Source organism: Vibrio sp. BS-M-Sm-2 (assembly GCF_041504345.1).
Classification (GTDB): Bacteria; Pseudomonadota; Gammaproteobacteria; order Enterobacterales; family Vibrionaceae; genus Vibrio; species Vibrio satsumensis.
In genome coordinates this window covers 50,613-76,352 of the sequence record NZ_CP167894.1, presented here as the reverse complement: position 1 = coordinate 76,352, position 25,740 = coordinate 50,613, and the positions used below count along the sequence as shown (strand labels likewise).

General features: G+C 42.7%; 19 protein-coding genes. 6 read left to right on the top strand and 13 right to left on the bottom strand.

Features of this window, described 5'->3' with window-relative positions:
* Positions 1-11: 11 nt before the first annotated feature.
* The 4 genes from AB8613_RS00230 (at position 12) to AB8613_RS00215 (ending at position 6,031) form a co-directional block, all read left to right on the top strand.
* Complete coding sequence (locus AB8613_RS00230; protein ID WP_372384163.1) at positions 12-1,196, top strand: FIST signal transduction protein; 1,185 nt, start codon at positions 12-14, stop codon at positions 1,194-1,196.
* Positions 1,196-2,920, top strand: a complete 1,725-nt coding sequence (locus AB8613_RS00225) for an ATP-binding protein (protein ID WP_327783802.1) — start codon at positions 1,196-1,198, stop codon at positions 2,918-2,920. Before AB8613_RS00230 ends, AB8613_RS00225 begins: the two co-directional genes overlap by 1 nt.
* Positions 2,921-3,202: 282 nt before the next feature.
* Entirely contained in the window at positions 3,203-4,549 is a 1,347-nt protein-coding gene (locus AB8613_RS00220; RefSeq protein ID WP_372384832.1) for an ISNCY family transposase, read from the top strand.
* A gap of 879 nt (positions 4,550-5,428) precedes the next feature.
* A complete protein-coding gene (locus AB8613_RS00215) occupies positions 5,429-6,031 on the top strand; it encodes a DUF2971 domain-containing protein (RefSeq protein WP_146489729.1) in 603 nt (200 codons plus the stop codon).
* A 95-nt stretch (positions 6,032-6,126) separates the two neighbouring features.
* On the opposite strand, the gene AB8613_RS00210 is transcribed toward AB8613_RS00215, so the two are convergent.
* From AB8613_RS00210 to matP, 4 genes are all read right to left on the bottom strand, one after another.
* Positions 6,127-7,347: a hypothetical protein gene (locus tag AB8613_RS00210; RefSeq protein ID WP_146489728.1), complete on the bottom strand. Its 1,221-nt coding sequence runs from the start codon at positions 7,345-7,347 to the stop codon at positions 6,127-6,129.
* Between the two features lie 141 nt (positions 7,348-7,488).
* On the bottom strand, positions 7,489-7,800 hold the full coding sequence (locus AB8613_RS00205; protein WP_146489727.1) for a hypothetical protein: 312 nt from the start codon (positions 7,798-7,800) through the stop codon (positions 7,489-7,491).
* Between the two features lie 104 nt (positions 7,801-7,904).
* On the bottom strand, positions 7,905-8,213 hold the full coding sequence (locus AB8613_RS00200; protein WP_017059672.1) for a DUF3634 family protein: 309 nt from the start codon (positions 8,211-8,213) through the stop codon (positions 7,905-7,907).
* 23 nt (positions 8,214-8,236) lie between these two features.
* Positions 8,237-8,692, bottom strand: coding sequence for a macrodomain Ter protein MatP (matP, locus tag AB8613_RS00195; RefSeq protein WP_372384162.1), 456 nt, complete (start codon positions 8,690-8,692; stop codon positions 8,237-8,239).
* Between the two features lie 189 nt (positions 8,693-8,881).
* On the opposite strand from matP, the gene AB8613_RS00190 reads away from it, so the two are divergent.
* Together AB8613_RS00190 and fabA are read left to right on the top strand one after the other, a co-directional pair.
* Positions 8,882-10,534 (top strand): AAA family ATPase, encoded by a 1,653-nt coding sequence (locus AB8613_RS00190; RefSeq protein WP_372384161.1) that lies wholly within the window; start codon positions 8,882-8,884, stop codon positions 10,532-10,534.
* Positions 10,535-10,604: 70 nt separating this feature from the next.
* Positions 10,605-11,120, top strand: coding sequence for a bifunctional 3-hydroxydecanoyl-ACP dehydratase/trans-2-decenoyl-ACP isomerase (gene fabA / locus AB8613_RS00185; RefSeq protein WP_017059675.1), 516 nt, complete (start codon positions 10,605-10,607; stop codon positions 11,118-11,120).
* A 250-nt stretch (positions 11,121-11,370) separates the two neighbouring features.
* Here the strand turns inward: fabA and rmf are convergent, their stop codons facing one another.
* From rmf to AB8613_RS00140, 9 genes are all read right to left on the bottom strand, one after another.
* Positions 11,371-11,544 carry a ribosome modulation factor gene (gene rmf / locus AB8613_RS00180; RefSeq protein ID WP_017059676.1) on the bottom strand — a complete coding sequence of 58 codons (174 nt, stop codon included), beginning with the start codon at positions 11,542-11,544 and terminating at the stop codon, positions 11,371-11,373.
* A 161-nt stretch (positions 11,545-11,705) separates the two neighbouring features.
* Positions 11,706-13,442: a DUF3466 family protein gene (locus AB8613_RS00175; RefSeq protein ID WP_372384160.1), complete on the bottom strand. Its 1,737-nt coding sequence runs from the start codon at positions 13,440-13,442 to the stop codon at positions 11,706-11,708.
* 9 nt (positions 13,443-13,451) lie between these two features.
* Positions 13,452-15,368 (bottom strand): ABC transporter ATP-binding protein, encoded by a 1,917-nt coding sequence (locus AB8613_RS00170; protein ID WP_372384159.1) that lies wholly within the window; start codon positions 15,366-15,368, stop codon positions 13,452-13,454.
* Complete coding sequence (locus AB8613_RS00165) at positions 15,346-15,564, bottom strand: glutaredoxin family protein (RefSeq protein WP_017057231.1); 219 nt, start codon at positions 15,562-15,564, stop codon at positions 15,346-15,348. Before AB8613_RS00165 ends, AB8613_RS00170 begins: the two co-directional genes overlap by 23 nt.
* Positions 15,565-15,631: 67 nt before the next feature.
* Positions 15,632-17,752: a bifunctional 23S rRNA (guanine(2069)-N(7))-methyltransferase RlmK/23S rRNA (guanine(2445)-N(2))-methyltransferase RlmL gene (gene rlmKL / locus AB8613_RS00160; protein ID WP_372384158.1), complete on the bottom strand. Its 2,121-nt coding sequence runs from the start codon at positions 17,750-17,752 to the stop codon at positions 15,632-15,634.
* Between the two features lie 507 nt (positions 17,753-18,259).
* Positions 18,260-18,808, bottom strand: coding sequence for a cell division protein ZapC (locus AB8613_RS00155; protein ID WP_285955041.1), 549 nt, complete (start codon positions 18,806-18,808; stop codon positions 18,260-18,262).
* A 205-nt stretch (positions 18,809-19,013) separates the two neighbouring features.
* On the bottom strand, positions 19,014-20,024 hold the full coding sequence (gene pyrD / locus AB8613_RS00150) for a quinone-dependent dihydroorotate dehydrogenase (protein ID WP_017059681.1): 1,011 nt from the start codon (positions 20,022-20,024) through the stop codon (positions 19,014-19,016).
* A gap of 348 nt (positions 20,025-20,372) precedes the next feature.
* Positions 20,373-25,214 carry an NAD-glutamate dehydrogenase gene (locus AB8613_RS00145; protein ID WP_327783797.1) on the bottom strand — a complete coding sequence of 1,614 codons (4,842 nt, stop codon included), beginning with the start codon at positions 25,212-25,214 and terminating at the stop codon, positions 20,373-20,375.
* Positions 25,215-25,442: 228 nt separating this feature from the next.
* Positions 25,443-25,661, bottom strand: coding sequence for a DUF2835 domain-containing protein (locus AB8613_RS00140; protein ID WP_004733645.1), 219 nt, complete (start codon positions 25,659-25,661; stop codon positions 25,443-25,445).
* Between the last annotated feature and the right edge of the window lie 79 nt (positions 25,662-25,740).

Below are 25,740 nucleotides of genomic sequence, written 5' to 3'. Positions count from 1 at the left end.
TCCAGAACTCTATGAAATTTCTATCAAAAGTCTCTTATTCTCTAGATGATAAAATCGCCGTAGATGAACTTCTTCTTGGGGTAGAAAACCCCGAGGATATCGCTTGTCTTATTTGCTACTGCACAGAAGAGTACTCGACACTCGCTGTGCAGAGATATTTCGTAGATGCTCTCCCTAATATTCCAATACATGGATGCACGACATGCCATGGGATTATGACTGAAACTGGATTCCATTCAGGGCCTGTGATCGGTGTGCTCATCATTTATGATTCAGGCATCAACGCTTACGGCACGGGCATTGAGCACTTCGGTGACTCCATAGACGCCAGCACCTTCAGCGCGATCGATAAAGCACTCAAGAACGCCAACCGAGAAGGTGAAATTCCCGACCTTATCTTGCTTCATTCCACTCCTGGTAATGAAGAGAAAGTGATGGCGGCTATCGATAAGAAATTCGGCACTGAGGTTCCAATTATCGGTGGCAGTGCTGCAGACAATCAGGTTTCTGGAAATTGGAGTATCTTTACCGAAGAGTCACTCTCAATTAATGGCGTCTCATTAACCGTCTTTTTCTCCTCTCAGTCTATCTATTCATCATTCAGTGCAGGGCACACGCCTACGCGATACTTAGGAACCGTGACCAAAGTAAGAAATAGAATCTTGCTTGAGATAGATCACAGGCCAGCCGCCACGGTTTACAATGAATGGACTAATTTCCATTTAGGTGGCAGTGACGACGGCTATATCTTTGAAAAGTCATCTGTCTATCCACTAGGCAGAAAAGTCGGTACATCTTACAACTATCCGTATTTCAAACTATCTCACTCAATTCGCGAAACGGAGTGCAACGGTATCGAGCTCTTTACGGATATCAGTGAAGGCGACACCATTTATTTGATGCAAGGCTCCAAGCAGCAATTGATCAGCCGCGCCGCGAACATCATTCACTCCTCGTACTACAACGATATGGATCTTGAAGAGAAATTAGGGGCGATCAATATATTTTGTGCCGGTCCAATGTTGAATCTAAAACAAGACATGGAGGAGGTTTGTGAGCAAATAAATCAAGCACTTAACGGGCTTCCTTACATATGTCCATTCACGTTTGGTGAGCAAGGTAGGCTATCTGGCGGTGAGAATGCACACGGGAATTTAATGGTATCGTCTGCAACGTTTTATAGGTTGAGAAAGTAATGGGGTCTGAAGGTCAAGAAGCGCTGCAAGAAGCTCGTATTGAACTGCAAAAACTAAAAGCCCGTGAGCGAAAACTGGCTGAAGAGAACAGGGTGATCTTATCAACCATCTCAGCGATCAGTAAGGCGAGTAATATATCTGAGATATTCTCCAGCCTTGAGTTCGTACTCAAAAAATACATTAAATTTGATGACTTTATAGTGGTATCAAGGGTAGGGAACGAAGGTAGCTTCAAAACTTTGCTAACCAATAACAAAGTCTTCGAACAGATGAATTGGAGTGATTGTGGCAAACTATCGCGAGTCATTAATGGTGAATGTGCCATCCTTTTCGAACCCAAATCTCTTGGGGAATTTAACTCTCTGCATCCCATTATTCTCGACCAAATCAATTCAGTGCTGATTACTGGGATAGATAGTGGTCTAACACAGTCCGTTATCATTTTTATCCACTCAAATACTAAGCACTTTAGTATTGAAACCAAAGCCACACTAAACCGTTTCCGCCCGCTAATAGAGCGCGCTGTTTTCGATATTGAGAACAAAGAAAAGCTTGAAGCGACAGTTAGAGAACGTACTGCAGAACTAGTCACGGCAAGAAAAGACGCAGAAAGAGCTAACAAGGCCAAGTCTGAATTCCTCGCGATGATGAGTCACGAGTTGAGAACACCGCTAAATGCTATCATTGGCTTAATCGACACACTAAAATCCACGTCACTCAACGAAGAACAACAGTCTATAGTTCTTAATATGAGCACGTCATCAGAGCTTCTATTAGCAATTATCAGTGACGTGTTGGACTTTTCTAAAATTGAATCTGGATGTTTCTCTCTAACACCTCAATGGAGCAATGTAAGAGACACTGTAACTTTTGTATTATCTGAACAAAAGAAGACAGCAGACGATAAAGGTTTGGCGCTAACAGTAACAAGCGATATCCCTGAAGGCGAACTTCATTACATAGATCCAAGTCGCCTAGCACAAATCCTATTTAATCTGATTGGCAACGCGATTAAGTTCACTGAACGTGGGCATGTCCACGTTTCTATCAAGTACCAGCAGAGCTCTTTCTATATAACGGTAGAAGACACCGGTATTGGCATTAGCTCGCAACAACTTTCGTCGCTATTCAGTCCATTTGTACAAGCTGATAGCACAATCACACGCAGATTTGGTGGCACTGGTTTAGGTTTGGCAATAACCAAAAGACTAGTTGAGCTGATGCGTGGACGTATATCGGTAGAGAGTGAGCCAGGAAAAGGTTCAAAATTCGAAGTACAGTTGCCAGTGCTTACCAGAGTTAAGAACAATCTGGCCAATAATGAAGACAATAAATGTTCACCCGAGTTAAGAAGCCGTTATTCGGTGTTAGTTGTCGAAGACAATCCAACGAATCAAATGGTCATTAAGTTAATCCTGACGCGACAAGGCCACAAAGTTTTCATCGCCAGCAACGGTGAAGAAGCTATTGGTTTTGTTGAAAAAGCCATTGACTCGATAGACATTATTTTAATGGATATGTCGATGCCAGTGATGGATGGACTAACCACAACCAAGCACATGAGAGATGCCAACATCAAAATACCAATCGTCGCACTAACGGCACACACATCAGTAGAAGACAAATGTTCGTGCTTAGACGTCGGCATGAATGATTTCGTGACCAAGCCAGTAAGAACCAAAGAGATCACAGAAGCAATTGATCGATTAATGCTTGAAGTCTAATAAACGTATTCTTAATCAAAGATTAGGAAATATGTTTATTAGGTATTTTATGGTAAATAGCTTTACTGTTAAATAGAACGTCAATTTGGTAGATAAACAAAAGACAGGGCATCATAGAATGGTACCCGCCTTATAAACATCAAATCCAATTTAACATAACGTACATAATACGCACTTAGGCTGTTAGAGCAATTTAGTAATGTCCGGTTTGAGCCATTTTAAAATGTCCTCCTAAGCTTACCTATATTGGTCTGCTTAGGAGTTATCCGGATGCTTATTACTATGAGTGAAAAAGATATTCATCGATTCAAGGTGCTTACTGACGTACGTGAAAAACGACTACGCCAAGTTGACGCTGCTATCATTTTGAATCTGTCTGCCCGTCATATCCGACGTTTGGTAAACAAACTTGTCTCTCTTGGCGCTCAAAGTCTTACACACGCAGCGCGTGGACGCCCAAGTAATCGACGCTACTCAGAACATTTCAGAATTGAAATACTGAAACTTATCCGTGAGCATTACTCTGACTTCTCACCAACGTTCGCTCTGGAAAAACTGACTGAACGACACAATCTATCCGTCTCTAAAGAAACACTCCGTCAATGGATGATCGCCGACGGACTGTGGCTTCCACATTCACAACGCAAACCTCGAGTCTATCAGCCTCGTTACCGTCGTGATTGCTTGGGGGAACTTATCCAAATTGACGGCTCCCATCATGACTGGTTTGAAGGCCGCAGCGACAAATGCTGCCTATTGGTGTTCATTGATGATGCGACTGGCCGTTTGATGAACCTAAGATTCAGTGAGACAGAATCCGCATTTGACTACATGTTGACCACGCGTGAATACCTCAATGAGCACGGTAAACCCATCGCATTTTACAGCGACAAACACTCCATATTTCGAGTGAATCAGGAGAAACACAAACAAGTTGGCCAAACCCAATACGGGCGCGTGCTGAAAGAGCTGGCGATAGAACTCATTTGTGCCAACAGCTCCCAAGCCAAAAGCCGTGTTGAGCGAGCCAATCTCACGTTGCAAGACCGGCTGGTTAAAGAGATGCGCTTACAAGGCATCAACACCATCGAGCAAGCCAACGCCTGGCTTCCCTACTTCATCGCCGATTTTAACCACCGCTTTGCTAAGCCCGCTCAATACCCGAAAAACATGCATCGTCCGGTTCGAGAGTCCAAGCAAGAACTCAACGATATTTTCAGTTGGCAAGAAACCCGCAAGCTCTCAAAGTCGCTGACATTTCAATACGATAAAGTGGTTTATCTCATTGAACCTACTGAAGAAAACAGCCGACTAGCGCACGAACATGTCAAGATACTCGACTACCCAAACGGTGAAATTGCCATCCAATACGGGCATCGAAAACTCGAATTCAAAACCTTCGACAAACTCGAGCACGTTCAACAAGCCCAAATCGTCGACAACAAACGCCTCGGCCAAGTTTTAAAATTTGCTCAGCAACAACAAGAAGAATTCGAACAACAACAGCAACGAACCCGCAGTAAGAAAGCCCCCAAGCGCCGTGCACAACAAAGAGCCCTTCAAACAGCACCTCGAGCCATCAACCCTGTCCTCACCGAACCATTCAAAGCTTCCAGTCGAAAGACCTAACAAGGGGACATTTCTATTTGGGACAAATGAGGACATTTTAAAATGGGATTGACATAGGCTGTTAGAGCAATTTAGTAATGTCCGGTTTGAGCCACTTTAAAATGTCCGCCTAATCTAACCTGTATTGGTCTACTTAAGCGTTCACCAGCGTTCTCTTAAGATCACAAAAAACAAATAGCTATATATGTGTCCAACGTCTGTACCGTCGAATTTGGTCTCCATTCACACAAACTTTATCAACAGAAAGCTTTTCTCTTCTCGTTTACTGATTCATGCTCTTGTTTGTAGTCATTTTTGCTGTGTTGTGTGTGAATCTTGTGGGCATGCTGTTGTTTTCTTTTCAGATTTCACACAGGCGACCATCTTTATTGATAACACCAAAACGACACCTTTATCAATAGCCAATCAAATTGAGTTATTTTACCTACAACCGTCACCAACTTTTCATGTGGCTTTTCTTCTGACGCCAATGTTCGTGCTAGCATCTAAAACAATTAACATGCGCACGCGTTTCACATGGGTACTTTACGTCACACTTAGTTTACTGGGATATCGTTGGAATCGATCTAGAGAATATATCCGATAGCTTTAAGATATTGACACGAAGCTTATTAAACACAGCAGTCCCTGTTTACCAACCTCATCCTGACAAACTCGAAGTTACGTTGTATCTTATTTTCAACAAGCGAACACTAGCTCGCTATCGCTCAACCACCAGATAAACCACTTAAACAGGCTGCTATTTCGTGTTTAAATTTCGACCTATCAAGCAGTTATATGAATAAATTTGGTGATTAAGCAATCAAATGCAATGCATTCAAGCTATAAAAGCAAATTAAAGTGTTAACATCAGGCAATTTTGTAAACTAGGTGTTTGATATGTTGCCTAAACTTTATAAGTTCAGATCTCTCCATGATAGAAACATACAGTCGATTGCCGAGTGTTCGTTGTGGTTCGACTACGCTAAAACTTTCAATAATCCTTTTGAATCTAACCATATATTCAAGAATGAACTTCAGAACAATTTCAAGGTTATGTGTTTTTCTCAATCTAGCGACCACCCAATACTATGGTCTCAATATGGCGACAACTTTAAAGGCATGTGTATCGAGTATGATCTCAACTGCTATAGCGGCGAGGCCAACCTCAACTGTTTTGAGGTTCAATATGAAGATGAGTTAAACATGTCCCACTTAGAATCATTGAGTGGATTGCAGGCATTAGGGTTAGGTTCCGAAATATTCAAGCTCAAGCATTCTAATTGGCGTTATGAAAAGGAATATCGCTGGGTGTTACCTGATGAGGAGATAACGGGTAATAAGCTCTACCTTAATAGAGAGTGCCTAAGTTCGGTGATCCTCTCTGAGCACGCTCCGGCCGACAGAAAACTGAAAGTTCTGATGACTTGCCAGCGCTTTGGTATACCCGTTAAGCACGCAATAGCCAAACAAGAGTCGTTTACATTCGAAGTCGTCTGTTAAACGGGATAAAGCAAGATTATAACAATAAGTCAGGCTCTCGCATTAAGTTACAGTGCAACAAAAAAGGGGAGCCACATTTAATGTGGCTCCCCTTTTTACATGTTCGTCGTCAGTTTTCCAGGCACCCTATCCTGCATTTGTTCAATTGTCGTTATAGACATTTGAACTGTAGAAAACCAATAAGGTCGATGCTTAACGTTAAATAGTTCGCTGTTATCTAACGCTTCGAAAATAGAAAACTTTCGACCTTGGGCCAGAGCAGCACCATAAACTGTTCGCTCAAGCACGGGGGTATCATTCACTTCCTCTAGAAGAGCCCTCTTTATAAACTGATTACTTGGGCTCCAATCTACAAATTCAACGAGGTTTTTTAGTAACTTCAGCTCTAATTTCTCTACCATCGTTTCGAGAAACTGGGTGTTTGGGAGCACTTCTGCACAAGCATAATATTCATCATGCTTGTCACTGGCATCTCGGTAACCGAGCATAGTTTTTACTAATGCATCTTCAAATATAGAAGAAAAGTGGTTACAAATCAAAAACAAAGGGAGAGTTCTCAATACGCCAAGTAGAATACCAACATTAGGGTCTTTTACCGATGTTTCTTGAAGTCGAATTCGAGTCGCATTTGACGTCACGACCAGGTGCTGCCAAACCTTAGGTGTGATGTGTTTAATGTTGCCATCATTCCATTTAATTAGCTGCTGGCTCATTAACAATGGGAACAATAAACGACAGTTCTCGATACCTATTTGGCGTGCTGCAATTTTTGGATCGAGAATTACCTTGGACTTCTTGCCGTACTTTTCTGTGAACTCACGATTAGAAACAAACTCGATTAAACTTGAGCTCAATGGCCTGCTTTTCGCTGATATTTCATGGAGTTTGGAAAAGTTTAAGGATGGCGAATACGCAGCACTAGCGAATTCATTGTAATCTGGCAGTTCCGAGAACAAAGAACTTATTAGCGTTCCTTGTAGTTTCTCAAGCATAAGCGCAGAAGCGGCATTGCTGACATCGTCTATCACATACCGTAATGTTTGCTGTTTTGCATTTACCTTCTCGCGATGAGCATTGACTCGATCCTGCTCACAGCGCAATAAAATACGTTGGTTGTGAGAGATACGGTCGGATTCATCAAATATGACGCTATCACAATACCTATTTTCCAAACTTAGTAACGTATCTACTGTCGATTGCGCAAGCTTATATTCTGGTGAGATTAACCATCGATTAAAGCGAGCTTCAACATTGATTGTGACCTTCCTTGAGATCTCAATAACTTCGGGGGAGTAACTTTTATTTGCTAACAACAACCGTAACTTTCCTTTGCCCTAATTGCCTTTATCGGCATATGCTGCCTTTATAATAAAACTAATATTAATAGAAATTAGAGATTGGTTCACGAAATTGTTTCAATAAAATTGAGGTTATTTAGTTATAGTGCACTAAACCCGTTAATTTGCGATATGGAGACGAATATACTTTTCTGGGAAACTGTATTTGAACTTTCTCTCCTTTGGTAGGTGCTTTTTAGCCTGTTTACAAACCTTACTATCGCCCGATGTTCTCACCCTCTTAATTCTTGTATAGCCTTTAGAGTGCTTCATCTCAATCATTAGATCGCAATAGCCATCGAAATCAACTTTACTCTTGTTGAAGCCTTTCATAACAGTGACTTTGATCTTTTTGGCTACAGGGTTGACCAATGCATCATCAGGAAATGCGAATGGGGATACAAAACACAACAAGAATATTAGATATCTCATACTGATCTCTCTGTTAGGAAGTGAGAACAGTATGCAGATAGTTAAGGAAAGTGAAGGATTAACTAAGTATGAGGGTTTACCAAGTAAGGCGTATTTCTCAACAATTACGCTTTCTTTGAGCCTTTAGACTTAAAACCATTATGCGGGAACACGTTACGAATACGTTGCTGTACGTTTTTAGGCACATCTTTAGTGAACTTGAGATTATAGCCAGAGCGTTTTGCATACACTTTTAGCTCACCTTTAAAGGTATTATTATGACCAATCTCTTGAAGGTTGTGCTTAAAGCTTGGTGGAAGATGCCCTTTAACTTGTTCGATCGCCCCGTCGCTAAATTTAATTTTCAATACCGGTCGATCGACTGCTACTAACCAAAAAACTAATACCGCACCGATTAAGATTACGTACATCATAATGTCACCACTACTGTTGATGGTTATTTATCGTCAGAAAGGAGTTTGCTTAAGTCTTCTTTAAGACTAGTCACTGTCTTGCTGGCCTGTTCACTACGAGACGCTTCGCTAACCAAATACTCGATGGCGTCAGAAAGCGTACAACCTAGCTCGTTCGCTCGTTGAGATAGCTTTTCCCATACACGATAATCAAGGTCGATTGATTTCTTTTTGGTGTGAACTTGTTCAGCATTGAAGTGGCGTTTTCGCTTAGCTCTGATCGCTTGTTTAAGCTTGTTATCGAGCTCAAGAGACATGTTGTTAGAGATCCACTCAAGAACACCCGTAGGCTGGTGTTCCAGCTTCAATAAGGCTTGAACAGCAACGTCAGCTTCACTTGAATCAATATGGCAAGTAATCGATTCACCTTCTTTCCACTTTTTGACCAGATAGTTCCATTTCCAACCACATTCCAAGTTTTCAAGTTGCTGATATTTCATGTCTAATCTCGAGAGTTAATCCTAGTGACAGCGTAACCCAGAATGGGTTATTTCACAATTATTGTCTTGAAAGAATAGACCAAGATCATACTTATATTAGCTTAGTGATTAGTAACTACCACATAGAGCTACAAGCGAGATCGGTTTTTCTATATACTCCCTACCTCATTATCATAATCAGAAACTTAAATGACTCAAGTAGATTGGCGACATGTTACGCCTCAGTACGACGAATATAGCGCTCAATTAGAGCAATTCCCTGACATCTCGCCTTTCCCGTTTTCAGATATTCAACATAGATTCAAAGATGCGCTAACCCGCTTTGTTCGCTTGTCTAACCTTTCGCGCGTTTTACTGGTAAATGCTCCGGACAATTCAATCTATCGTCAAATGATTGTTGAACCTCTAGTCACTGCTTTAGATGATCACACTCTGCCGGTTATCAAAACTGAGTCTTTAAATGCTGCCTCTCTGTTTGACCAAGTTCAATCGAAAGACGGTAAGGTTATTGCGACAAAACCTGGCCTACTGGCTAGAGCAAACAACGGTTATCTGATCGTTTCAGCAAGCCTGATCTTGGCAAACCCAGGAAGCTGGTTACTGCTTAAATCTGCGCTGCTTGGTGAAGCTGTAGAGCCTATCAGCAGTAACCCTGAACACTTGAATCAGTCGCCAACCTTACCTCTTACTTACAATATTAAGTTAATTGTAGTTGGAGACAGAGCTCAACTAGGTGACCTTGATTACCTAGACAGCGATATTCAAACCGGTTTTTGCCTATTCAGCGAAATTGAACAGGACATTAAGCTCTCAGAAGACACTCTGACTCAATATCTTGGTTACCTTAAGTGGCTTCAACAACGCTATGAATTACCAAACATCACGCAACAAGCGTTGACTGGCATTCTTACTGCCGGAGCAAGAGAAACCGAAGATCAAAGCTATATCCCACTGTGCCCTATTTGGCACAATGCGTTATTGAACGAAGCTTTGATTGAAGCCGACAATGGTGAGATTGATATTCACCATATCCAGCAAGCTCAACAGCACAAATACAACCGTGAATCTTATCTACCAGAACGCGCCCTTGATGATATTCGTGATGGCCAAGTCATTATCGAAACTGAAGGTGAACAAGTTGGTCAAGTTAATGGATTGACGGTCATCGATGTACCGGGACACCCAATATCGTATGGTGAACCTGCACGAATTTCCTGTGTTATTCACTTTGGTGATGGTGATATTGCCGATGTTGAGCGCAAAGCCGAGCTGGGTGGTAATCTTCATGCTAAAGGCATGATGATCATGCAAGCATTTGTGAGCAGCGCACTAAACCTTGAAGATCCATTACCATACGCAGCTTCCGTAGTATTTGAGCAGTCTTACTGCGAAGTAGATGGCGATAGTGCTTCTCTTGCGGAGTTGTGTTCTCTGGTTAGTGCTTTGTCTGAATACCCTATCAATCAACAAATTGCGGTTACTGGTGCAGTGGACCAATTTGGTCGTGTACAAGCGGTTGGTGGGCTAAACGAAAAAATCGAAGGCTTCTACCATGTGTGTAAGCACAATGGCTTAACTGGCGAACAAGGCGTGATCCTTCCAAGATCGAATTTAAGGCACCTTGCACTGAAGCCAGACCTTATTGAAAGCATTAAAAATGAAGAATTCCATATTTGGTCTGTGTCTAATGTAGATGAAGCAATTCCTCTCATTATGAACAAGCCATTTAGAGACGATGAACAAGAAAGCGTTCTGAGCAAAATCGCGGAACGTATTGAAAACTTTGAAAGACATGAGCACCCTATTGGAATTGTTGGACGCATTAAAAACTGGTTTGTCTAGTACTGATCGGACTTGTTTAGCGTACACCTGTTCACTAATATGCACCTATCAAAAATCGGAGTAATTGATAATGCAAAACAAACGTGATTCTTACACTCGCGAAGAGCTTCTAGCATCAAGCCAAGGCGAACTATGGCCACAAGGCCCTCAACTACCAGCACCGAACATGCTAATGATGGATCGCATCACTAAGATGTCTGAAACTGAAGGTGATTACGGTAAAGGTTTAGTTCTTGCTGAGCTGGATATTACTCCTGACCTATGGTTCTTCGATTGTCACTTCCCAGGTGACCCTGTAATGCCGGGTTGTCTAGGCCTTGATGCTATGTGGCAGCTTGTTGGCTTCTACCTTGGTTGGGTTGGCGGCGAAGGTAAAGGTCGTGCTCTAGGGGTTGGCGAAGTGAAATTCACTGGTCAAATTCTGCCTACAGCGAAAAAAGTAACTTACGAGATCCACATGAAGCGTGTTGTTAACCGCCGCCTAGTTATGGGCCTTGCGGATGGTCGCGTACTTGTTGATGGCAAAGAGATCTACGTTGCTAAAGATTTGAAAGTTGGCCTTTTCCAAGATACGTCAGCATTCTAATCTGTTAGTTAGATTTTTAATAAAGCAGCCCATGGCTGCTTTATTTTCACTCCAATAAATTTAGTTATAGTGCATTAAAGTATCACATCTTTATTTGAAACAGAATAAATCCACCAGCGATACGCTTATAATAGCGAAACTAGAATGCTAAAAAGCTCTGGTAATCTTTGTATTGTTCTGAAACTAACAAGGCTCCAGCTGTTGTATCAACAAACAATGGAGCCCTGACCTTTAATTCTTTGCGGCCTATCTATTTATAGAGACCAGATTGCTTATCATCTTTGGCATCACGCCAACCACCTAACCAATAAGACCGAGAATCCATTTGGCTATATGGGCAAGCTTCTTGCGACCTACCATTTAAACCAGCTTTGTAGCCTTGAGATTGTGCTCGTTCTAGTCGATCACGCTTTTGTCTCTTCATAGTGCAGTCCTCATACGGGCGTTCCATTTACTAACATACAATGATTACAACTTTGCGGAGTTTTTGTGACTCCAACTTTAAGAATCGATCAGATTTTCACTTTTCTCAAGGCGAAAAAAAGCCCGAGTTCAGAATTGTGAACTCGGGCTCAAGAGATAAAATTATTTAAATTTTCTGCGGAACCCTAACAGACCAAGCACAGTCAAAGTTAACCAACCTAGGCTACCACCTTGGCGATCAACTTTTTCTGAATCGGCACTACGAGCTTGGATATCAGCTTTAGTAGCACCAGCAATTGGAACCAGTTTAACGGCTACCACCTCTTCTACCGCGTTAGACGCAGCGCCACCACAGTATGAGTTGTGAGAAGTTGTGTCATATGCTTGTGCCTTGCCACCAACCGTACACTTAATTGCGGTTGCAGAGATTACACCAGCATCATTAATATCTGTCGCATCAATAACACGGAAATAGTTGTTAGCATCAGAGTAATCTTGCCCATCTACGTTTGCACCATTTGTTAGATCATCTAGCCACCAAGCCTGACCATTAAAGATGTCTACACGACGAGCTTCAGTTGATGAAGATACGTTATAAGGATATATAAAGCCTCTGTGTCTTCTTTCACTACCATCAACCTCACGAGTGGTTTCTGCATCTATTTGGCCAACAAACTCATTAAAGTTGTTAACTGCTTTAGCTTCACCGCTCGAACCGCCGAAGAAGATACCACCAGACAAATACGTTGCTGTCGGGTTTTTAGCATCAGTTACAACAAAAATCTTGTTACCCGCACTACCACTTTCTGGCACATAACCATTACGCTTAGAATAACCAACAGCAAACAAATTCTGGTTAATATCAGTCGCAACGGAGTTACTGTATCTAGCATCGTCATTCGATGAACCAGACTTAACCTCTGCACCGCTAATCTGTCTAGTTGTCCATGTGTTATTGCTATCAGCTAGGTCCAAAGATTTACTGATGAATACAGAGGCATTCATATCTTGTAGATCACCATTACCATCTGCTGTGTTATAGCCTACACCGTAAAAAACAGAGTTCGACTCGACAATTGAGCGCATACTTCCTTGAGCAAAGTAGTCTCCCTGTTGAGCATTGCCGCTTCGTATCCAATCGATTTGTTTTGTTGTGGTGCCATCCCAAATAGCGGCTTTAGAAGCAAAGGCCTTATCTGGTTCAGATGTATCAGTCGGATCAAACTCTTCAGAGACACTACCTACATTGTAAACTTTGCCGTCACTCGCTTTTATCGCACGCCATGCACGAGTTTCCGAAGAGCCTGCAGGAGCTACTGAATCTGTATGAAGGGCATTATTACGGATACCGCCTTCTGATTTAACACCCAAAGGCTCAACTTCTGTCGCAGATTTGGCATATAGTGAGTTAATGACAGTATTTCGAGTCGTAAATGTCTCACCACCTTCAACAAAGGCTTTGGCATTTACGTAACTCAAGTCATTTCTTTCCTTGCTCCACGTATCATTCCAACGATTTTGAGCCCAACTCTCACAAGTAGAATATCTTAACTCTCGGTAACAATAGTTTTCGAAATCATCAAACTCTTGAATATATTGGAACGGTGCGTCCATTGCGAAAGGAACTTCTTCACGATAACTTACAGCTTCAAGAGTATCGCGAGTTTCACCAGCCAGTTTAAAGTCACCACATGCAACATTACCAACAGTGCCGGTAGTAAAACAACTTTCTGTTCCGGTTACCGTCGCTGGTTGAATTGCCACTCCAAAGGTTTCTGAAGCACCCGTAATTGAACTAGGAGTGGCAACTTCTACTACTTGGTAGAGCGCAGCATTCGCATTAGTTGCAGCAAAGACTAATGCTGCAACTGTTGTTAATTTAAATTTAGTACAAGTCATTATTACTTCTTAACTTTCCTGTTGTAGTGCCTCGAGCTCTTCCCAGCGCTCAAAAGCAACTTCAAGCTCCTGCTCTGCTGCAGATAGCTTATCTAAAACTGGTTGTGTCTGCTCTACAGATTTTGAAAAGAAGCTTGGATCGTTGACTTCTTCCTGAAGAGTTTCAATTTGAGTTTCCAATTCTTCCAAACGCATTGGTAGCGCTTCTAGTTCTCGTTGTAGCTTATACGATAACTTCTTAGGTTTAGCCTTAGCTGGCGCAGTTTTGGGAGTTTCCTCAACTACTTTCTCAGGCTTTGATGGCTTTTCAACCTGTCGGTACTCTAATGCTTGCTTTCTTTGCTGCTGAGCATCGTGATAGCCGCCAACAAATTCTTCAATCACACCGTTACCTTCGAAGATCCAACTTGTCATAACTGTGTTATCAACAAACTGACGATCGTGGCTCACTAAAAGAAGCGTACCCTGATAGTTGGCAAGCAAATCTTCTAAAAGTTCCAAAGTTTCGATATCTAGATCGTTGGTTGGTTCATCAAGAATCAATAAGTTGTTCGACTTAAGGAAGATACGAGCTAATAACAGGCGGTTTTTCTCACCACCAGATAGTGCTTTAACAGGAGTACGAGCACGTTTTGGAGAGAATAAGAAATCTTGTAAGTAGCTTAGTGCATGACGCTCTCGGCCGCCTACAGTGACTTCTTGCTTACCATCCGCTAGGTTATCAATTACAGACTTCTCAGGGTCTAGGATTTCACGGTATTGGTCGAAGTAAGCGACTTCAAGCTTAGTACCGCAATGCAGACGACCTGAATCTGGCTTAAGCTGATCAAGAAGCAGTTTAAGTACCGTACTCTTACCACAACCGTTAGGTCCAATAAGAGCGATACGATCGCCACGCATAATGTTGAAGCTGAAGTCTTTAACAATCTCTTTGCCTTCGAAGCCAAAGTTAATGTTCTCAGCTTCAAATACAATCTTGCCTGAACGCTGGCCATCGTCGATTTGGATGATCGCTTTTCCTTGCACTTCACGACGATTCAAACGTTCTTCACGTAGCTTCTTAAGCGCACGTACACGGCCTTCGTTACGAGTTCGACGAGCTTTAATACCCTGACGAATCCATACTTCTTCCTGAGCGAGCTTCTTATCGAATTCCGCGTTCTGCATCTCTTCAACACGTAGCGCTTCTTCTTTTTCAACTAGGTAGTTTTCGTAATCACCTGGAAACGAGCTTAGTTTGCCGCGATCAAGATCAACAATGCGTGTTGCCATCGATTTGATGAAAGCACGGTCATGCGAGATAAAGATAATTGAACCACGGAAGTCTTTCAGGAAGCCTTCTAACCATTCAATAGTCGCAACATCCAAGTGGTTAGTCGGTTCGTCTAGAAGTAAAACGTCTGGGTCACATACAAGTGCACGAGCAAGGGCCGCTTTACGTTGCCAACCACCAGATAGATCCGTCAGCTTTGTTTCAGCAGTCAGTTTAAGTGCCGCTAATACGTTACTTACGCGATCTTCAAAGCGCCATGCATTCGCATGATCCAGTTGCTCTTGAACGCGAGTAAGACGGTTTAGGTTCTTTTCGCTCGGGTCAGTACCAATGAGATCCAGAAGATCATGATAGATCTTCAACTGTTCACCAATTTCCGCTAGGCCACCAGCAACGTAATCATAAACGGTGCCTTCTTCATTACGCGGTGGATCTTGCTCAAGGCGAGATACAACCACATCTTGTGTTATTTGCATCTTGCCGTCGTCCATGATGATGTTCCCAGACAGGATTTTCATCAATGTAGACTTACCTGCACCATTGCGCCCTACCAAACACACACGTTCGTTTTCTTGCAGCGCAAAGTCCGCACGATCTAATAATGGGTGATCGCCAAACGCTAATTGCCCATTATGAATTGTAAGTAATGCCATTTTTCTTTAACCAATCATTAAGTTCTAACAAGCCAAATGGCCAGTTAAGCTCTGAGCTTTGAGAAAGGTCAGAGCTTTCAAATTTGAGCACAGGAATAGTGACCCCGTAACGGGAAAAGAGCTCATCATCGAATGCAATGTCGACAACGTTGACGTGATGGCTAATATTTAACTGTTCCGTGAGTTGGAATGCCATCTCACATAGATGGCACCCTTCTGTACTGTAGAGAGTCAGCACTATATATCCTTATACAATCTCTTAACTACTTATGAGTAATCAACCAGCAGTTATGAATGTGCTTATTGCGAGAGAAGTCCAATGGAAGCGTCTTAGCTGAGATATTCTGAGCTTTAAGGCCTAACGCTTCTAGACCTTCTAGATCCATTTTGAAGTGACGTTTGTTGTTAGAGAACACAATCGTGCCTTCTTCACGAAGAAGACGCTTGAGGTTTTCCATCAACTGAATGTGATCACGTTGAACATCGAAAGATTGATCCATACGCTTTGAGTTTGAGAACGTAGGTGGATCAATAAAGATCAGGTCGTAAGAACCCTGCTCTTTAACCAACCACTGTAAGCAGTCAGCTTGAACAAACTGATGTTGGCGACCAACTCGGCCATTAAGCTCCATGTTCTGCTTTGCCCACTCAAGGTAGGTATTCGACATATCAACCGTTGTTGTAGAGCGTGCGCCACCGACAGCAGCATGAACAGATGCACTACCTGTGTAAGCGAACAGGTTTAGGAAATCTTTACCTGCAGCCATCTCGCCGATGCGACGACGAGTAATCTTATGATCTAGGAACAAGCCTGTATCTAGGTAATCATGAAGATTAACAATCAGCTTAACGCCGTATTCGTTCACTTCTAGGTTAGACGAGTCTTGAGCCATCTTCTGGTATTGAGAACGGCCTTTCTGCTTCTGACGAACCTTAAGAACCACGTTATTTGCTTCAACGCCTGTTACTTGAATAGAAGCACGGATGATATCGGTTAAGCGACGTTTTGCCTTCTCTTCCGGTACATCTTTAGGCGCTGCATATTCCTGAATCACAAGGTGACCTGGGTATACATCAATCGCTACATTGTATTCAGGTAAGTCAGCATCATAGATACGGTAACAATCTAACTGCTCTTTCTTAGCCCACTTGCCAATTTTACCGATGTTCTTTTTAAGACGGTTCGCGAAATCAGGTGCAATCAATTGTTCTTGTTCGCCTGTTGGGCGCTCTGACATCGGACGATCTGAAATTGAGTAGTTCTTTTGGTGACACGGTAACGCACCGTTATTCAATTTGAACTGTTTGTCTGCACGCATGCGTAAGCAGCTAAGTAGTTCGTCTGAACTAGAGAAGATAGACGCGTTGCAGCCACCAAACTCAGCTTTAAGTTGTGCACCGAATGCCGTGTAAAGTGCAATTAGACCCGGCTCTGTACCGAGACGCTCACCGTAAGGTGGGTTAGAAACAATCACACCATCAGTAAACTCTGTAGGACGCTTAAGTTTTGCAGCATCACCTACTTCGAATTCAATTAACTCTTCAACACCAGCACGGCGAGCGTTATCACGCGCTGTTTTGATCATGCGTTCATCATTATCGTAGCCATAGAACTTACATTCGACTTTCTTAACGCCACGACGGCCTTGAACGTTAGCTTCTGCTTTAACTTCAGCCCAAAGCTCAGGTTCGAAATCTTCTAGTGATTCAAAGCACCATTTCTGACGTTTAACACCTGGTGCTAGGTTTGCAGCCATCATTGCAGCTTCAATCACTAACGTACCTGAACCACACATAGGGTCTAAGAAAGGTTTCGTTGCATCCCAACCACTACGAAGAAGGATTGCAGCAGCTAGCGTTTCACGCAGCGGAGCACGACCTGATTCTGGACGGTAACCACGTTGGTGAAGACCGCTACCCACCATATCAACACCAAGAATCGCTTTATCACGGTGTAGACGAACGTGAATACGAACATCTGGGTTCTCTTTGCTGATAGAAGGACGAGGCAAAGACTTCTTCTCGAAGCAATCGACAACGGCATCTTTTACTTTCATCGCACCGTATTGGCTATTACGGATTTCGTTGTTCGTACCATTGAAGTCAACAACAAAACGCTTAGAGCTATGGAATTGATTTACCCAGTTAACCGCAGTGGTTGATAGGTACAAATCCATGTCGTCCATACAAGTGAATTCAGAAAGGACACGTACAAATCGAGAAGCCAAACGGCTCCACAAACAACAACGATAAATTTGCTCATTGGTCGCTTTGAATTTAACACCTGCTTGAACAGGTTTTGCGTTTGTAATCCCTAGTTGGGTTAGTTCTTCAACTAATAAATTCTCAAGGCCGTTTGAGGTAACCGCTAGATATTGATTCATAGTGTTCTTTTATTGATAAAAATGAGCTCGATTATACCTGAATTTGTAACTAGAGCATCACACTAAACACGTCTTTTCATTGAATCTTTCGACTAACTGGCTAGCAAATGCACAGTCTTGAAGCGATCGCTTACCCACATCCCCTTAGAACACAAGACCTATCAAACCAACTCCATTTCGGACCATTTCTTAACCAAAGTAGCAGTGTGAATTTATATTCACTTTAAAATTGGTATATACCAGTGGTAATTTATGGGTGAAATTTAGCTACAAAAGACCATAAACAGGGAATAAAGACGGGGAATTTACTCTTCTGGTGATGAAAACAGGCAGAAATTAAGGTGAAAAAATAGTCGTAAGTTCACTATTTAAATGGTTAAGCAGTGATGTATTTATCAGGGTGAGGTTTTTTAGGCACAAAAAAATCGGCTATTAAGCCGATTCTGAGGAAGGTTTATACGCTTGTGTGCTGCGATGCGTGGTAGAAATGATGTACTAGATTGGAGGTTAACCCACCATCGCTATGTGTGCTTGATGAAGGATAGCGTTCGCGTCTACCATTCTATCGTGCATCACCTTGATTGAGTCTCCAAATCGCAGCCCTTTTGAAGGCGTTAATAGGAACTCTTCTAGGTCGACAAATGCACATAGGCTCGCACACTCTCCCACTTCTAATACAATGAAATACCCTAAGCTATGCTCGTTATTCATTTGTACAATATCCCCTTCTTGAGGATATTCATGGCCAGTGCCTTGTGAGTCGAAGAACCAACTCTTAGGCTGTACAGGCTTATGGAAGCGCTTTGCTGCCACACAATAGAGTGCAAGTTCAGCTTGGCGAGGCTCAGACAGTTCTAAGCCAGAAATTTGTTCTTTGAAGGTTTGGTATGAAGATGCGTCATCAACGGTGAATTCATTATCTCTAAACGCGCAGTCCACCAGCTTATTACGGACCAGATTCGTTTTGAAAATCATATCCTCTCCGAGGTTTAGCATTAATGAACATTGCTGCTCATCGTAATACCAACTCCATGTATCGCTAGGTTTAAGCATCATTTCGTCTCACACTGTTGAACCATTCCATTAGGTAAAACGCAAAATTACCTTCAATTACAGTAATTTTACTGAGCAATAGGCAAAAAAAAGAGGAAATGAATTCCTCTTTCTTGTCGCTTTTCTCTACAACTCAGTGAGTTACAGTGTCTCTTTTATTAAGACGATGCCAGATTGTCGCTTTTCAGAAATAAAAGCGTCTTGCCGTTTAAAGATTTTTAACGATGTCGCCTACAAGGCCTGGACCTTTGTAAATGAAACCAGAGTAAACTTGTACAAGCTTAGCGCCTGCCATCATTTTCTCTTTTGCAGCAACATATGAGTCAACACCACCTACTCCAATGATCGGCAGTTTGTCACCCAGCTCTTCGTGAAGTTTACGAACTACTTCAGTACTGCGAGATTGAACAGGACGTCCACTTAGGCCACCTGCTTCATCGCAATGTTTCATGCCTTCAACGATTGAACGATCCAATGTTGTGTTCGTTGCGATCACACCATCGATCTTATTTTTGATCAATGATTCACAAATTTGGCTGATTTCATCGTCACTTAGATCCGGAGCAATCTTAAGAGCAAGAGGAACATATTTACCATGCTTCTCTTCTAGTTCAGATTGTTTCGTTTTCAGTTCAGACAATAGATCGTCTAGTGCTTCGCCGTATTGAAGAGAACGAAGTCCTGGAGTGTTTGGTGAAGAGATGTTCACAGCAATGTAACCAGCGTATTGATATACCTTCTCCATACAGATCAAGTAATCTTCAGCGCCCTTTTCAATTGGTGTGTCTTTGTTCTTACCGATGTTGATGCCTAAGATGCCGTCGTAGTTCGACTTCTTAACATTCTCAACAAGGTTATCAACGCCTAGGTTATTAAAACCCATGCGGTTGATGATACCTTCAGCTTCAACAAGACGGAACAAACGAGGTTTGTCGTTACCCGCTTGCGGACGCGGAGTAACAGTCCCTACTTCTACGAAACCAAAACCCATTGCACCAAACGCATCAATACATTCGCCGTTTTTATCTAGGCCGGCAGCAAGGCCAACTGGGTTTTTAAAAGTAAGACCCATGCACTCTACAGGTCGGTGAGGTAATTGTTGGCGATACAAAAGATCAATAGGCGTGCCTGTGAAGCGTTTGAAATTTTGAATTGCTAGATCATGTGCCTTTTCGGCATCAAGTTGGAAAAAGCCAGTTCTGGCTAGACGGTAAAGCATTGTGCCTCCGATAGAAAAAAGCCCCGTGTAAACGGGGCGATATTATTTACTTATTTACCCAACTATTCAATCTATTACTGTCTGTAAGGGTAAGATAATCGAGTTTGCTAACGAATGCGGTTCATTATTAAGCAAACGTTATCGTTTCTTCAGGTTATTAGCTCATTTCTTGCCTTTACCACATTACGGCCACCAGCTCACTTAACAACAAGCAACTCACTTAACAACAAACAACGTGTGCGTCGAGATTGCCCCTTCAAAAATCGTTAGACCAATGGATCCCACTTTACCGAAACGAAAAAGGCAGACCTTATGGCCTGCCCTTATTTTTTTCGTTTTATCTAGTGACTAGTCTTTTGACATGCAGTTTAGATTCAACAGCATCAATTCACGCAATGCTACTGAGAACTTAGCAAACTCATGAACCGAACCCACTTTGAATTCGTTTAAGATGCTTTCCCAACGATGTAGGGAAACAGAGTTACTTTCCATCCAGTCATCAAGCGCTTTAATTACATCAATGTCTGAAGCACAACCACAGTTAAGTACTTGGCCAGTTAACTGACGTTGCTGCCAATCCAGATCTTCTCTGAATGCTGCACGCGCCAGTGCTTGCCAGTTGTTGTCTACAGCTTGGCCATTAATTTGCTTCAAGAACCAATGCAGTGACAAACGATCACCGAGGTTGAAGTAAAGCTTAGAAGCTTGTTGTACTGTTTTACCTGTTTCACGAGCCACTGTGGATATATCCAGTGCTGAGTACAAGCTAGACAAACGAGCCACGGAATTAGCCAGCTCAGCGTTGACACCTTGGTCAATCCATAGTTGAGCCATTGCTTGATGCTCTTCTACTTCTGAAGCTACTAGGTTTTCATCCAGCTTCTCAGTAATCGCGACTACATCACCTTGGTAAAGCTCAATCAATGCATTCACTGACTGTTTACCCGTACGGTTTCTTAGTAACCAACGTGCTAGACGACGAAGCGTACGGCGTACATGGTAAAGCAATTCGTATTGAGCTTCAGAACTTGAGATGTTGTCCAGTTCACGGATGCTCTTCAATACCTTACCCAGGCCGTAGATTTCACGTGATGCCGCGTAAGCATTCGCAATATCAACAATGTTCGCGCCCGTCTCTTCTTGCAAGCGAGTCACAAAGTTACAGCCCATCTCGTTAACCATTTGGTTAGCAAGTGCAGTCGCAATGATCTCTGCACGAAGTGGATGGTTATCCATGTGCTGAGAATAGTTACGGCGTAACTCTGTTGGGAAGTATTGCATCAGTTGTTGAGCATGGAACTCATCATTCGCAATATCATCACTCACAAGATCTTCTTTTAGGACCATTTTACCGTAAGCGATCAATACTGATAATTCAGGTCTTGTTAGTGCTTGGCCCTGCTTCTCACGCTCTAGCAGCGTTTCGTCATCTGGGATGTATTCCAAACCACGGTCTAAGTGTCCTGCTTTTTCCATTGTGTGGATAAAGCGGATTTGCTCTTTTACTAAGCCAACACCTTGATGCTCAGTAACAGAGATAGATTCAGCTTGGCAGTATGCGTCGTCTAGTACGATTTCGCCTACTTCGTCTTCCATAGATTCTAGAACTTGGTTACGTTGCTTAACGGTTAGATCACCATTAGACACCAAGCCATTCAAGAAGATCTTAATGTTAACTTCGTTATCCGAGCAATCTACACCACCAACGTTATCAACAAAGTCAGTATTAACTCGACCGCCCGTTAGAGCGTATTCAATACGACCCAACTGAGTCATACCCAAGTTACCGCCTTCACCAACAACCTTAGCTTTCAGGTCACGGCCATCAATACGTAGCACGTCATTTGCGCGGTCACCCACATCAGTATGAGTCTCGTTAGAAGACTTAACGTAAGTACCGATACCGCCATTCCAAAGTAGATCAACCTGCATAGACAAGATCGTTTTGATCAAGTCATTGGGTGCCATTGATGCTTTCTTGGTACCCAACATTTTCTGAATTTCAGGCGTTAAAGAGATAGACTTCGCTCGACGAGAGAAGATGCCACCACCTTGAGAAATCAGCTCTTTATTGTAATCTTCCCAGCTTGAACGAGGCAGATTAAACAGACGGTCACGCTCTACCCAACTGGACGCTGATTCTGGATTCGGGTCAATGAAGATGTGCATGTGGTTAAACGCAGCTTGTAAGCGAATATGCTTAGATAGCAGCATGCCGTTACCAAATACGTCACCTGCCATATCACCCACACCAATGGCAGTGAAGTCTGTGCTTTGACAGTTGATGCCCATTTCACGGAAGTGACGTTTAACAGATTCCCAGCCACCTTTCGCCGTGATACCCATAGCTTTGTGGTCGTAACCGTTAGAGCCACCAGAGGCAAACGCGTCACCTAACCAGAAGTTGTACTCTTCAGCTACTGAGTTCGCTAGGTCTGAGAATGTCGCTGTACCTTTATCGGCAGCAACAACCAAGTACGGGTCATCTTCATCGTGACGAACAACGCTCTTAGGTGGGATAACCTCACCTTCAATGATGTTGTCTGAAACGTCTAGCAATGCACGAATGAATCGCTTATAACAACGTTGACCTTCCGCGAAGATCTCATCACGGCCAGACATGGTGTGTTGACGCTTACAAACGAAACCACCTTTAGCACCGACCGGTACGATAACCGTGTTCTTAACTTGTTGCGCTTTAACTAGGCCTAGAATCTCAGTACGGAAGTCCTCTTGACGGTCTGACCAACGTAAACCACCACGTGCTACTTTACCGCCACGTAGATGCACACCTTCAATGTCTGGTGCGTAAACGAAGATCTCAAACGCAGGAACCGGCGCTGGGATATCTGGAATTTCGCTTGGTCTCATTTTCAGAGCCAACCAAGGCTTAGACTGTTTGTTTTCGTCTACTTGGTAGTAGTTAGTACGAAGCGTTGCAGTGATCATTTCCATGTAGCGACGAATGATACGATCATCATCCAAGCTCTCTACATGATCCAACTGTTCAGTGATCTTCTTAATAAGATCTTGTTGGCCTTTTGCGCTGCCCTTCAGTTTCGGGTCAAAACGCTTGCCGAATAGGCTTACTAACCCTTTCGCTAACTCTGGGTAATGAGACAATGTGTCTTCAATGTATTGTTGGCTAAATGGGAAACCAACTTGACGCATGTAACGAGCATAAGCACGTAAGATTGAGATTTCACGGCCAGAAAGACCAGCGCCAAGCACTAAGCGGTTGAAACCATCGCTGTCTAACTCACCCGCCCAAATTGCCGCAAAAGCTTGTTGGAAAAGATCGCGCGCTTCACGAAGATCAATGGTCTTGTCGCTCTTGTGCAGCATAGAGAAATCAAGGATCCAATATGTCACACCGTTGGTTTTACGCACTTCATATGGAGATTCACCGATAACGCGTAGGCCAAAGTTTTCAAGCATTGGCATAACATCAGAAAGGTGAATGGGCTCATCACTGTGGTAAAACAACTTCAAACGAACGGCTTTTGAATCTGCTGCTTCTTCTTGAGGACGGTAGAAAAGCATACCCAGTTTGTTGTCTTCGCTTAGTGCTTCTAAACGCTCAATATCCGCAACTGCAGAACCTGGCATCATGTCTTCTTTGTACGAACGTGGGAATGCACGCATGTACTCTTTCGACAATGGAAGACCTTTGCTTTCACCGAAGTTTGCAATGATTGATTCAGATAGACGGTCATCCCACGTAGACGATACTTCCATTAAATTTTGCTCAATTGTTTTCACGTCCACATCCATGTTGTTGTTATCAACACGAACAATATAGTGCGTTCTTGCTAGTGGGCTTTCAGAGAAGTACGTTGTAAATTCAACCTCTTCTTCACAACCAAAGTACTGTTTCAAGATGCGCTGTGTTTGGCGACGAAGCTCGGTGTTGTAACGATCTTTTGTTACGTAAACCATACAGCTAAAGAAACGGCCAAACGGGTCTTTGCGAACAAACAAACGCAGAAGATCACGATCTTGCATTTGTACTACGCCCGTACCGACTTCAAGTAACTCTTCTTCTCGAGCTTGAAGCAGTTCGTCACGTGGGTAGTTTTCAAGAATGTTGTGCAGCGCTTTGTAAGAGTATGAACCTTCACGGTAACCACTCGCGTCTAAGATACGCTCTACTTTCTCGCGGACGAGAGGAATCGTTTCAACGGTTTGGTTATAAACAGCAGATGTGTAAAGACCAGTAAAGCGGTGCTCACCAATGACCTTACCGTTCTTATCAAACTTCTTAATACCGATGTAGTCATTGTATGCTGGGCGGTGAATACGTGAAGCCGTGTTGCCCTTGGTTACGATAAGTACATACGGTTTTTTTGCTTCAAGGCGTGCCGAATCAGAAAACTCAGACAACTTAACGTTGCGTACACGATCTGAACTCGCAAACAAACCAAGACCTTGCTCCTTGGTCGGTTGCAGCTCAGTGTCGCCGTTAACTGAAACTAAGTCATATTCCTTATAACCCATGAATGTGAAATTGTGTTCACCTAACCAACGAAGAAACGCCAACGTTTCATCAAAGCGTTGGCCGTCTACTGGAATCGTCTCTTTCTGCTGTTCAACTTGATTGGTCACTTCTTCAAGTCTTTCAACCATCTTCAACCAATCGTTCACGACTAAGCTAGTGTCGGTAAAAATATCCAGCAGTTCCGTTTTGAGCGCTGTCATTTCAGCTTTGCTGCTAAGACGGTCTACTTCGATATGGAAAAGCGATTGGAATGCACCTTCGTTATTGCTAACACCGACAACACTGCCCTTATCTGAGCGAGAGATTTGTGTTGGGTTATGAAGCATAAGGTGAGAAGAAAGGTCTAGGCGAGTAAGTGCCATTTTTACAGAATCAACAAGGAATGGGCTGTCTGGAACGACTATCTCAACGATAGTGTGAGTAGACTGCCAACCTTGACGACTTACCGTCGGGTTGAAAACGCGTACAGAGATCTCGTCGGCTTTCTTTTCATTGATGTGATGCCATAAGCTAACTACAGCACCATATAAATCGGATTCGTTTCTCTGAGTCAGATCGTCGTGAGAAACGTTACTAAACAAGTGTTGAGCAAGTTGAGTTACGAGAGGTCGATGAGCAAGGTCAAGTTTGTCTTGAATCAGCTTGTAAACTTTTTCAAGTAAAACTGGAACCACAGTTTCACGTGCGGTCATAGTCACACTCCACAATTAGAATTATATTTTATTATTAGGGGGATCACTTAATCTGATGTTTGAAACGTGCCGTTGAGCGCTTTTCTACTAACGAGTTAAGCAAAGGTAATGCATTCATTTATTGTAAAAGCATTATTGAAAAATAGTTAATTGTTTTGGAGGTGGTAAGAGGTGAAATGTTTGATTATGTGATTAAGATTCCTTTTAACTCACTAGGCACGCCAAGGTTTACAGAGCTTCTAACTTAATAAACTTATTTTTTTGGTCAGTTGTCAGCCTAAACTGCCCTCTAACCCCTATTTGTGTAAGAAATGGTCTGAACCGAGTTGCAGGTAACTGCAAACGTAAACCTGTTGTTGTTATCACTTGAACTTTACTTGCCGCACCAGAATAGCTGGCCAAAAACTGCTGATATGAGATGTTAAGTTGGAAAATATAGCGATTCATACGATACCTGTATAAATATACAGTGCCGGTGTTTTTTGGCACTTAACTATGTCTGACTGTGAAACTGAGCTTGAAACTG